General features: G+C 68.3%; 8 protein-coding genes. All 8 read left to right on the top strand.

The genetic code is table 11. From position 1 onward, the window contains the following. Positions 1-171 precede the first annotated feature (171 nt). On the top strand, positions 172-990 hold the full coding sequence (locus Q0176_RS07120; protein ID WP_299300745.1) for an IMP cyclohydrolase: 819 nt from the start codon (positions 172-174) through the stop codon (positions 988-990). After that, positions 987-2,165, top strand: coding sequence for a phosphoribosylaminoimidazolecarboxamide formyltransferase (locus Q0176_RS07125; protein ID WP_299300748.1), 1,179 nt, complete (start codon positions 987-989; stop codon positions 2,163-2,165). Before Q0176_RS07120 ends, Q0176_RS07125 begins: the two co-directional genes overlap by 4 nt. A gap of 249 nt (positions 2,166-2,414) precedes the next feature. Continuing rightward, complete coding sequence (gene purD, locus Q0176_RS07130) at positions 2,415-3,689, top strand: phosphoribosylamine--glycine ligase (RefSeq protein WP_299300751.1); 1,275 nt, start codon at positions 2,415-2,417, stop codon at positions 3,687-3,689. Next, positions 3,679-7,467, top strand: a complete 3,789-nt coding sequence (locus Q0176_RS07135; protein ID WP_299300754.1) for a phosphoribosylformylglycinamidine synthase — start codon at positions 3,679-3,681, stop codon at positions 7,465-7,467. Before purD ends, Q0176_RS07135 begins: the two co-directional genes overlap by 11 nt. Positions 7,468-7,470: 3 nt before the next feature. Next, the gene (gene purC, locus Q0176_RS07140) at positions 7,471-8,175 is read left to right on the top strand and encodes a phosphoribosylaminoimidazolesuccinocarboxamide synthase (RefSeq protein WP_299300757.1); all 705 of its coding nucleotides are present in this window, start codon (positions 7,471-7,473) and stop codon (positions 8,173-8,175) included. 5 nt (positions 8,176-8,180) lie between these two features. After that, complete coding sequence (purF, locus tag Q0176_RS07145) at positions 8,181-9,677, top strand: amidophosphoribosyltransferase (protein ID WP_299300760.1); 1,497 nt, start codon at positions 8,181-8,183, stop codon at positions 9,675-9,677. 22 nt (positions 9,678-9,699) lie between these two features. After that, positions 9,700-11,217, top strand: a complete 1,518-nt coding sequence (locus Q0176_RS07150; RefSeq protein WP_299300763.1) for an IMP dehydrogenase — start codon at positions 9,700-9,702, stop codon at positions 11,215-11,217. Between the two features lie 294 nt (positions 11,218-11,511). Further along, complete coding sequence (locus tag Q0176_RS07155) at positions 11,512-11,766, top strand: DUF4160 domain-containing protein (RefSeq protein WP_299300765.1); 255 nt, start codon at positions 11,512-11,514, stop codon at positions 11,764-11,766. The last annotated feature ends 186 nt before the right edge of the window (positions 11,767-11,952 follow it).

The raw sequence follows: 11,952 nt of genomic DNA on the forward strand, positions 1-11,952 counted from the left end.
CCCCTTATAGCCTTCCCAGGGGGGGGCGTTGCCCCCCCCTGGGAAGGATCAATGGGGGTGCCCCCTTCGGGGAGCCTTCCAGCAACCGTTCGTTACTCTCACGGGCCGTCAGTCCAGGGGAGCACGTTAAGCAGACGGCCAGCTCTTCGGGGCTGTCAAGCCCCGAATGCTGTGCCGGTCGCTTATGCCGAAGCGAAGCCCCGTGGCTTCGCCTTCGGTCTCCCCTGCCAGGGGGTATGGGGGACGGAGTCCCCCAATCCCGGCAGCCTTACGGCGCTCCTGGGCGGCAACCGGTATCCGGGCCGGGGCATCATCCTGGGCTGTGCCCCGGACGGGCGCGCCGTCCTGGCCTATTTCATCATGGGCCGCAGTGCGGCCAGCCGCGGCCGCGTCCTCGAGCGGTCGGGGGACGACTTGGTCATCCGGCTCCTGAGCCCCGAGCGGGTCGCGGACCCCTCGCTGATCCTCTACGCCCCCATCCGCGTCTGCGGGGAGCACGTCGTCGTGACGAACGGGGACCAGACGGAGACGGTCTGCGAGGCGCTGCGGAACGGAAGCACCTTCGAGTCGGCCCTGCGCACGCGGAGCTACGAGCCCGACGCGCCGCACTTCACGCCGCGCATCAGCGGACTGCTGACCTTCGCGCCCTCGGCTCCATCGAAGGGGGGACCGGGCTTCGGGTACCGTCTGAGCATCCTCAAGGCCGGTGGAGCCGGGGAATGCCTCCGCCAGTTCTTCGAGTACGAGGCCGTACCGGCCGCCGGCCGCCTCATCCACACCTATGCCGGGGACGGCGACCCTCTGCCGAGCTTCGGGGGCGAGCCCCGAGCGGTGCCGATCCCCGCGGACATCGAGGCGTTCTCCCGCGACCTCTGGGGCGCGCTGGACGCGGAGAACCGGGTAGCGCTCTGCGTGCGGTACCTCACGGCGAACGGGCGGGGCTGCGAGGAGCGGCTGTTCGACCGGCATGGGAAGGAGGAGAGGTTTTGAAGGAGCTGCAACTCAAGTACGGCTGCAACCCCAACCAGGTCCCGGCACGGCTCTTTGCGGCGGAGGGGGAGCTCCCGTTCGAGGTGCTGAACGGCCGCCCGGGCTACATCAATTTTCTGGACGCCTTGAACGGCTGGCAGCTCGTCCGGGAGCTGCGTAAGACGCTCGCGATGCCTGCCGCGGCCTCGTTCAAGCACGTCAGCCCCGCGGGCGCGGCGCTGGGGATACCGCTCGACGAGGCGGAAAAGCGCCTGTTCCTCACCGACCTCCCCGGACTGGACGCATCCCCGTTGGCCTGCGCCTATGTCCGGGCGCGGGGGACCGACCGGATGTCGTCGTTCGGGGACTGGATCGCGCTGAGCGACCCGTGCGACGCGGTCACGGCGTCGGTGATCCGGCGCGAGGTGTCGGACGGGGTCGTCGCGCCCGGCTACTCCGAAGAGGCGCTCGCGATCCTGCGGGAGAAGCGGAACGGGAATTATGCCGTCGTGCGGATGGACCCGGGCTGGGCACCCCCGCTCCTGGAGCGGCGCGACGTGTTCGGCGTCACGTTCGAGCAGCGGCGCAACGACGCGGCGGTCGACCCCGCGGTCTTCGACAGGCCCGTGACGCGCCTCCGGGACATTCCGGAGGCCGCGCGGCGCGACCTGACCCTGGCCCTGCTCGTGCTCAAGTACACGCAGTCCAACTCCGTTTGCACCGCGCGCGGCGGCCAGACGCTGGGGGTCGGTGCAGGCCAGCAGTCGCGCGTACACTGCACCCGCCTGGCGGGGGACAAGACGGACATCCGGCTCCTGAGGGGGCACCCGAAGGTCCTGGACCTGCCGTTCCGCGCGGACCTGGCCTGGCCGGACCGTGACAACGCGATCGACGTCTACCTGTCGGCCACGCCCGAGGACGTCCTGGCCGAGGGATGCTGGCAGCGCTGCTTCGCCCGGCGGCCGGACCCGCTGACGCCGGAGGAGCGGCGCGCCTGGCTGAGCGGCATGAGCGGCGTCTCGCTCGCGAGCGACGCCTTCTTCCCGTTCCCCGACAACGTGGAGCGGGCGCGGCGCAGCGGCGTCTCCACCATAGCCCAGCCGGGCGGCTCGATCCGCGACGACGCGGTGATCGAGGCGTGCGACCGGTATGGGATTGTTATGGTGATGACCGGACAGAGATTGTTTCACCACTGATTCCATTCCAAATCATCCGTATCCTGCGTTTAAGCAGATGGCCAGCCCTTTGCCCTCAGAAGGGGCGCAAATGCTGTGCCAGTCGCTTACGTCAAAGCGAAGCCGATTGGCTTCGTCTTCGACGCAGAATCGTAGCCGCCTGATGAAGCTTCTAAGCAATTCGCACAGCTCGCTATGCTTCGCTGGCTCACTGCTTATCGTCTACGAATGATTTTGAAATGGAATAACATAAGGGGGAGCGCAAGCAATATGAATGTCATGATAGTAGGCGGCGGCGGGCGCGAGCACGCCCTTGCGGAGCGCCTGGCGCGGAGCCCGCGCATCGGGAAGCTCTGCGCGCTGCCGGGCAACGGGGGCATTGCGGCGCTGGCCGAGTGCGTGCCGATACCCGCGACGGACCTCGACGCGCTGGTTGCCTTCGCGCGGGAGCGCTCCATCGACTTCGCCGTGGTGGCCCCCGACGACCCGCTGGTGATGGGGCTGGTCGATCGCCTGGAGGCCGCGGGGGTGCGCTGTTTCGGCCCGAACGCGCGGGCCGCGGCGATCGAGGGCAGCAAGGTCTACGCCAAGGACTTGATGCGGCGGTACGGGATCCCGACGGCCCGCAGCCGGGTCTTCGACGACGCGGACCGGGCGCTCGAGTACGCGGCGTCGGCGGGGGGCCCGGTGGTGGTGAAGGCGGACGGCCTCGCGCGGGGCAAGGGCGTCGTGGTGGCGGAGGACGCGGACCAGGCGGTCGCGGCGGTCGCCGCCATCATGAAGGAGCGTATCTTCGGCGCGAGCGGCGACCGGGTGCTGATCGAGGAACGGCTTTCCGGCCCCGAGGTCTCGGTCCTGGCCTTCACCGACGGGCGCACGATCGTCCCCATGGTCTCGTCGATGGACCACAAACGCGCCTTCGACGGGGACAGGGGGCCGAACACGGGCGGCATGGGGGCGGTCGCGCCGAACCCCCATTACACGCCCGAGCTGGCGGCCCTGTGCATGGAGCGGATCCTCCGGCCCACGGTCGAGGCGCTCCGGGCCGAGGGACGCCCCTTCAGGGGCTGCCTCTACTTCGGGCTGATGCTGACGGCGGACGGGCCGAAGGTGATCGAGTACAACTGCCGATTCGGGGACCCCGAGGCTCAGGCCGTGCTGCCCCTCCTGGAGAGCGACCTGTTCGAGATCATGCTGGCGGTGCGGGAGGAGCGTCTGGCGGAGGCGGAGGTCCACTTCTCCAAAGGGGCGTCCTGCTGCGTCGTCATGGCCTCCGAGGGGTACCCCGGCAAGGTGAGGGAAGGGATGGAGATCCATATCGATTCCGGCCTGCCGCCGGACACCGTCGTCTATCACTCGGGGACGAGGCGGGACGGCGAAACACTGAGGACGGCGGGGGGCCGCGTGCTCTCGGTGACGGCGGTCGCCTCGACGGCCGGGGAGGCGCGCTCCCGTGCCTATGCAGGCGTCGGGCTGATCCATTTCGAGGGGGCGCGCTTCCGGCACGATATCGGGACCGCAGGAGGTCTTTCACATGGTGCATAGATTTTACGTCGAGAAGAAGGCCCCGTTCCAGCAGGAGGCCGCGTCGCTCCACGCGGAGCTCCGGGACGTCCTGGGCGTCGCGTCCCTGGAGCGCGTGCGGATCCTCAACCGATACGACGTGGAGGGCATCGACACGGAGACGCTGCTGGCGTGCCGGTACACGGTCTTCGCCGAGCCTCAGACGGACTACCTGCCCTACGGCGTTCCGGAGGACGCGCACGTGCTGGCGGTGGAGTACCTTCCCGGCCAGTACGACCAGCGCGCCGACGCGGCGGAGCAGTGCGTCGCGCTCCTCTCGGGAAAGCGCCCGATCGTGCGCGCGGTGCGGGTCTACCTTCTCTACGGGGCGCTGAGCGACCGGGACCTCGCAGCCGTGAGGAAACACCTCGTCAACCCGGTGGAGTGCCGCGAGGCGCAGCTCGAGGAGTATGAGACGCTCGCCGCCGCACACCCTCAGCCGGGGCCGGTCCCCGTCCTGGAGGGCTTCCGGGAGCTGGACGACGCGGGCCTCGCGGCGTTCGTCGAGGAATACGGCCTCTCCCTGACGCCGGACGACCTCCGCTGCTGCCGCGCCCATTTCCGGGCCGAGGGGCGGGACCCCACCCTGACCGAGATCCGGGTGCTGGACACCTACTGGTCCGACCATTGCCGCCACTCCACGTTCCACACGGAGCTCGATTCCGTCGACATCGAGGACGATCGCATCCGGTCGGCCTGGGAGCGCTACCTTGCGCTGCGCCGCGAGCTCGGGAGAACCGATCGCCCCGTGACCCTCATGGACCTGGCGACGATCGGGGCCCGCGCCCTCAAAAAACGTGGCCTGCTTCGGCACTGGGTGGAGTCGGAGGAGGTCAACGCCTGCACGGTTCGGATTTCAGCGGACATCGACGGCCGGCCGAAGCCGTGGCTGCTGCTGTTCAAGAACGAGACGCACAACCACCCGACGGAGATCGAGCCGTTCGGCGGGGCCGCCACCTGCATCGGCGGGGCGATCCGCGACCCGCTCTCCGGCCGGGGCTACGTCTACCAGGCCATGCGCGTGACGGGCGCCGCGGACCCCCGCCGGCCCCTTAGCGAGACCCTGCCCGGCAAGCTACCGCAGCGCACGATCGTGACGGCCGCCGCGGCGGGCTACAGCGCTTACGGGAATCAGGTCGGGCTTCCCGCCGGGCTGGTGGACGAGCTCTACCACGACGGCTACGTCGCCAAGCGCATGGAGGTCGGCGCGGTGGTGGCGGCCGTCCCGGAGGACCACGTACGGCGGGAGCGCCCGGAGCCGGGCGATCGCGTGCTGCTGCTCGGCGGGCGCACGGGCCGCGACGGGTGCGGCGGGGCCACGGGCTCGTCCCGGGCCCACACCGCGCGGTCGCTCGAGCTCTGCGGGGCCGAGGTGCAGAAGGGCAACGCGCCCGAGGAGCGGAAGCTCCAGCGCCTGTTCCGCAGCCCGGACTTCTCGCGCCTCGTCAAGCGCTGCAACGACTTCGGCGCGGGCGGCGTCTCCGTGGCCGTCGGGGAGCTGGCCGACGGGCTCGAGGTCGACCTGGACTCCGTCCCCCTGAAGTACGCCGGGCTGGACGGGACCGAGATCGCGATCAGCGAGTCCCAGGAGCGCATGGCCGCCGTCGTGGCGGAGGCGGACGTGGAGCGCGCCGTCGCCCTGGCGGCGGCGGAGGGCGTGAGCGCCACGGTCATCGCAAAGGTCTCGGAGGAGGACCGGCTCGTCCTGCGCTGGCGCGGGGAGCGCATCGTCGACCTGCCGTGCTCCTTCATCCAGAGCAATGGGGCCGCCCGACACGCCAGGGCGTTCGTCCCGATCCCAAGGGACTGCATGACGCCCGTCCTCTCCGGCTTCGCGGAGGGGCTCCGGTCCGTTGTCTCCGACCTCAACGTCTGCTCCAGGCGCGGCCTGTGCGAGCGCTTCGACTCGACGGTCGGGGGCAACACCATCCTGATGCCCTTCGGGGGAGGGCGGCAGCGCACGCCCATCCAGGCGATGGCCGCGAAGATTCCTCTTCCGGAGGGGGAGACGACGACCTGTTCCGTCATGGCCTGGGGGTTCGATCCGTTCCGGTCCTCGGCCTCGCCCTATGACGGGGCGTATCTGGCGGTCGTGGAGTCCGTCTGTCGCCTCGCGGCGGCCGGGGCCGACCTGACGGCGTGCGCGCTGAGCTTTCAGGAGTACTTCGGTCGGCCGGGGAACGACCCGCGGCGCTGGGGGCAGCCGGCGGCGGCGCTGCTCGGGGCCCTGGCGGCCCAGCTCGACCTGGGCATTGCGGCGATCGGGGGCAAGGACTCGATGAGCGGCTCCTTCGAGGGGCTGGACGTCCCCCCGACCCTGATCTCCTTCGCCGTGACGACGTCCGACGCGAGGCGCATCGTCTCGCCGGAGTTCAAGGGCGCGGGCTCGCGGGTCGTGCTGCTTCGCCCGCGGTACGAGGGGGCCCTGCCCGAGCCGGAATCGATGCGCGCCCTGCTGGAGAAAGTCAAACAACTGAATGCCTCCGGGGCGATTCGGGCCGCCTTCACGCCCACATTCGGTGGGGTCGCCGCCGCGGTTTTCAAGATGGCCCTCGGGAACGGACTGGGCTTTGCCTTCGCCGACGGCGTCTCCCTCGCGGACCTCTTCGGGGCGGAGCGGGGGACGTTCGTGCTGGAGCTGGAGGATAGCGTGGAGATCGGCAACACGGACTGTATCGAGCTGGGATATACACGCTTGGAGCCCGAGTTCTCCTGGCATGGGGAATGCGTCGCATTGGACGACCTGGAGGCGGCCTACGACGGAGCTTTGGAGGATATCTATCCTACGCGCTGCCGCGAGGCGGCCGAGGGGCAGGAGGAGGACTGCGACCTGCCCGCCCCCTCCCCGGCCCCCGAGCCCCATGCGCGTGTCGCGCCCCCGGTGGGGACCGCGCGGCCCCGGTTCCTGATCCCCGTGTTCCCCGGCACGAACTGCGAGTACGAGTCCGCCCGGGCGGTGGAGCGTGCGGGCGGACGGGCCGAGGTCCTGGTGGTGAACGCGCTTTCGGCCGAGGCGATGCGGGCCTCGGCGGACCGCTTTGCGGAACGGCTCTCCGCGTCTCAGGCGCTCCTTCTGCCGGGCGGGTTCTCGAACGGCGACGAGCCGGACGGGTCGGGGAAGTTCATCGCCATCTTCCTGCGGAGCCCGGCGGTGCACGGCGCGGTGGAGGCGCTTCTGGAGGCGCGCGGCGGGCTGATCTGCGGGATCTGCAACGGCTTCCAGGCCCTGGTCAAGACGGGGCTGCTCCCCTACGGGCGCATCCTGGACCCGGAGGACCCGATCAACGAGCCGAAGGGGCCGGGCGATAAATCGGACGGGCCGGACAGGCTGGACAGAAACGCCCCGACCCTGACCTTCAACACCATCGGCCGCCATCAGTCGCGGATGGTCCGGACGCGCGTGCTCTCGAACCGTTCCCCGTGGCTCCGGCGCGTTCGCGAGGGGGATGTGCACACGATGCCGATATCCCACGGGGAGGGGCGCTTCGTGTGCGAGCCGGAGCTGCTGAGGCGTCTGGCGGAGGCGAGGCAGGTCGCGACGCAGTACGTGGACCCGGAGGGCCGTCCGACGATGGACATCCGTTACAACCCGAACGGGTCCGCGGGCGCCGTGGAGGGGCTCTTGTCGCCCGACGGGCGCGTGTTCGGCAGGATGGGGCACGTGGAGCGCGTCGGGCCGTACCTGTACCGGAACGTCGAGGGAAATTACGGCACGGAAATGTTCGAGTCCGCGGTGGAATTCTTTATGGGAGGGAAATAGAGGATGCAGAAGCGCGAGCGGCTTTACGAGGGCAAGGCCAAGAAGGTCTACGCGACCGACGACGCCCGGTTTTACATCATCGAGTACAAGGACGACGCCACGGCGTTCAACGGGGAGAAGAAGGGGACGATCGCCGGCAAGGGCGTGGTGAACAACCGGATGAGCAACATCCTGTTCCGCATGCTGGAGGCGAACGGGGTGGAGACGCACTTCGTGGAGGAGCTGAACGACCGGGAGACCGTCGTGAAGGCGGTGAAGATCGTCCCGCTGGAGGTCATCGTGCGCAACGTGGCGGCGGGCTCCTTCTCGAAGCGCTTCGGCGTCGAGGAGGGGCGGGAGCTGAAGGCCCCCACCCTGGAGTACTGTCTGAAGGACGACGCGCTGGGCGACCCGATGATCAACGACTCGCAGATCCTCGCCCTGGGGGTGGCGACGGAGGAGGAGCTGCGGACGATGGGCGGCCTGGCCCTTCGGATCAACGGCCTTCTGAAGGACTATTTCTCGCGGATCGGGGTCCGGCTGGTGGACTTCAAGATCGAGCTGGGCCGTTACGAGGGGCGCATCGTCCTGGCGGACGAGATCTCGCCCGACACCTGCCGGTTCTGGGACGCGGAGACGAACCGCAAGCTGGACAAGGACCGCTTCCGCCGGGACCTGGGCGGCGTGGAGGACGCCTATCGGGAGATGTTCGAGCGGGTGAGCCGCTAGCGGCGATGGACCATCTCTACGGCCCTTATGGCCGGGCCTCTCGCGGTTTCGAGGACGACTCGCTGCACGAGGAGTGCGGCGTCATCGGGGTGTACCGGGAGTCGGAGGACGCGGCCAGGCCGGTATACTACGGTCTTTACGCGCTCCAGCACCGAGGGCAGGAGAGCGCGGGCATCGCCGTGAACCGCGGCGGGCGCATCCAGCCCTTCAAGGGGCTGGGGCTGGCCGGCGAGGTCTTCCGCGGGGACGTCCTCGCGGGGCTCTCGGGGAACATCGCCATCGGGCACGTGCGCTACTCCACCGCGGGCGGGGGCGACGTGCGCAACGCCCAGCCGCTCGCGGCGCGGTGCCGGCTGGGCGAGATCGCCCTGGCGCACAACGGCAACCTGGTCAACGCGGACAGCATCCAGGAGACCCTGTCGGACGCCGGGGTGATCTTCCAGACCACGACGGACTCGGAGTCGATCCTGCACCTCATCTGCCAAAACGGGAACAGCCGCGGGATCGAGGCGGGTATCCGCAACGCGATGAGCCTGATGAAGGGGGCCTATGTGCTGGTGCTGACGATGGGCGACCGACTGATCGGCGTGCGCGACCCGCACGGCCTGCACCCGCTGTGCCTCGGCAGGCTCGGCGACGGCTGGGTGCTGGCCTCGGAGAGCTGCGCGCTCGACGCGCTGGACGCGGCGTTCGTCCGGGACGTGGAGCCGGGCGAGATCGTGATCGTGGACGCCGGCGGGCCCCGCAGCCTGGAGCCGTCTCACTGGTGCCGCAAGAGCCTCTGCGTGTTCGAGCTCATTTACTTCGCCCGCCCGGACAGCGTGGTGGACGGGGTGAGCGTCTACGATTTCCGGCGGCGCTCCGGCGCCCTGCTCGCGGCGCAGAACCCGATCGAGGCGGACATGGTGATGGCGGTGCCCGACTCGGGGATCCCGGCGGCCATCGGCTACGCGGAGGCGTCCGGGATTCCCTACGGCGAAGGGCTGATCAAGAACAAATACATCGGCCGGACCTTCATCCAGCCCACGAAGGAGATGCGCGAGGACTCGGTGCGCATCAAACTCTCGCCGATCCGGTACAATATAGAGGGGAAGCGCCTGATCGTGATCGACGACTCCATCGTCCGGGGCACGACGTGCCGCCGCATCGTGGGGCAGCTGCGGGACTCCGGCGCTCGCGAGGTGCACGTCTGCATCACGTCGCCCCCGGTCCGCTACTCCTGCTACTTCGGGATCGACACGCCCTACAGGGAGAACCTGATCGCGGTGCGGAAGTCCGAGGAGGAGATCCGGGACTTCCTGGGCGCGGACTCGCTGACGTACCTGAGCGAGGACGGCCTCTCTGCGGCCTGCGGGGGCAGGCGGCTGTACTGCAGGGCCTGCTTCGACGGGGAGTACCCCATGGAGGTCCCCGTCGGCGCGCGGCCCTCGGGCTTCTGCAAGGAGGGAAAGGCCCCGGACCTCCCCCGGCCGGACGTTCGGCCGCAGCAAGGATTTTTATGACTATCGTAAGGAGATTCTGGAAATGGCCCATTTTTACGAGGAACCGTCGCACACGTTTTCCGAATATCTGCTGGTCCCCTCCTATTCGTCGGCGGACTGCATCCCCGCCAACGTGTCCCTGCGGACGCCGCTCTGCCGCTTCCGGCGGGGCGAGCGGCCCCCGCTGGAGATGAACATCCCTCTGACCTCGGCGATCATGCAGTCGGTCTCGGACGACCGGCTGGCGATCGCCCTGGCGCGGGAGGGCGGCGTTTCGTTCATCTACGGTTCCCAGACCGTGGAGCGCGAGGCCGAGATGGTGCGGCGCGTCAAGCGCTACAAGGCCGGGTTCGTCGCCAACGACTCGTCCATCGGCCCGGACGAGACGCTGGCCGACATCCTGAGCCTCCGGGAGAGGACGGGGCACACCACCGTCGCCGTCACACACGACGGGTCCCTGACGGGGCGCCTCCTGGGCATCGTCACGAGCCGCGACTACCGCGAGAGCCGCATGACGCCCGACACGCCCGTGCGGGACTTCATGACGCCCATCGAAAAGCTGGTCTACGCCCGGGACGGCGTGACGCTGAGCGAGGCCAACGACCTCCTCTGGGAGCACAAGCTGAACGCGCTGCCGGTGGTGGACGAACGGGGGCACATGGTGGCGTTCGTGTTCCGCAAGGACTATTCGATGCACAAGGAGAACCCGCTGGAGCTCCTGGACACGCACAAGCGCTACGTGGTCGGGGCGGGGATCAACACGCGCGACTACGCGGAGCGCGTCCCGGCTCTGGTGGACGCCGGGGCGGACGTGCTGTGCATCGACTCGTCCGAGGGCTTCACGGAGTGGCAGCGCCGCACGCTCTCCTGGGTCCGCGAGCGGTACGGGGACGCGGTGCGGGTCGGGGGCGGGAACGTCGTGGACGCGGACGGGTTCCGCTTCCTGGCCGAAGCGGGGGCGGACTTCGTCAAGGTGGGGATCGGCGGCGGGTCCATCTGCATCACGCGCGAGGCCAAGGGGATCGGGCGCGGGCAGGCCACGGCCGTGATCGAGGTGGCCCGGGCGCGCGACGCCTACTTCGAGGAGACGGGCGTCTACGTGCCGGTCTGCTCCGACGGCGGCATCGTGATGGACTATCACATCACGCTGGCCCTGGCGATGGGCGCGGATTTCTGCATGCTGGGGCGGTACTTCGCGCGGTTCGACGAGAGCCCGACGAACAAGGTGATGGTGAACGGGAACTTCGTCAAGGAGTACTGGGGCGAGGGTTCCTCGCGCGCACGGAACTGGCAGCGCTACGACACGGGCGACGCCGGCGCGGAGCAGAAGCTGTCGTTCGAGGAGGGCGTGGACTCCTACGTGCCCTACGCGGGCAGCCTGAGGGACAACGTGGCGGAGACGCTCAGCAAGGTGCGCTCGACGTTCTGCAACTGCGGCGCGCTGTCCATCCCCGAGATGCGGGAGAAGGCGCGCCTGACCCTGGTCTCCCCCATGACGATCTCCGAGGGCGGGGCGCACGACGTGCTGATGAAGGAGACCATGAAACGGACGGGAAAGTAGGGGTCGCGACGCAAAAAGAAAAAGAATGTCTGAGCAATTTTTTTTTCGATCAATTTTTCTCCCCGGGCGACCCGGGGTTTTTTTGTGGCTAAAAGCGTATACTATTTACCTTACAAGAAAAGCAAGAAAGGCCCGCAGGGGCTGGGGGGTGTTGTCGAGCGTGAAGAACAACCCCTCCGGCCCCTCCGCCGCCCTTGGTACCGGAAGCAAAACAAGCGGGCCGTCGAAAAAACGGATTGGACCCTGAAAATATAGCGAACAGGCTATAATAAGCCTATCGAAGGAGGGCTTGAGATGCCGGTAATCGCCAGGTTTTACGGATTGATCATCAAGATGTTTTTCCAGCAGAAAGAGCACAACCCTCCCCACTTCCACGCCATGTACGGTGAGTACGTCGGGGCAATCGACATCCGAACCCTCGAAATGCTGGAAGGTGATCTGCCTCCGAAAGCTCTGGATTTGGTTAGGGAATGGGCGGCACAGTACCAGACCGAGCTTCTGAAAATATGGGAGACGCAGGAGTTCGTTCAGCTCCCCCCGCTGGAATAGCGGGGGCCTTTTGGAAAGGAGGCGGAGCGATGTTTCATAAGGTCAGGTCGGTAACGCCAATTTCGGACTTCTCCCTGCTGGTCGAGTTCGAGAACGGCTCCAGCAAGGTCTACGACATCAAGCCTCTGTTCGCCAAATGGCGATCCTTTCAGGCCCTGGCGGACATAGAGGGTCTGTTCGAGCAGG

The sequence above is a fragment of the uncultured Fretibacterium sp. genome (genome assembly GCF_938040765.1).
Lineage (GTDB): Bacteria > Synergistota > Synergistia > Synergistales > Aminobacteriaceae > CAJPSE01.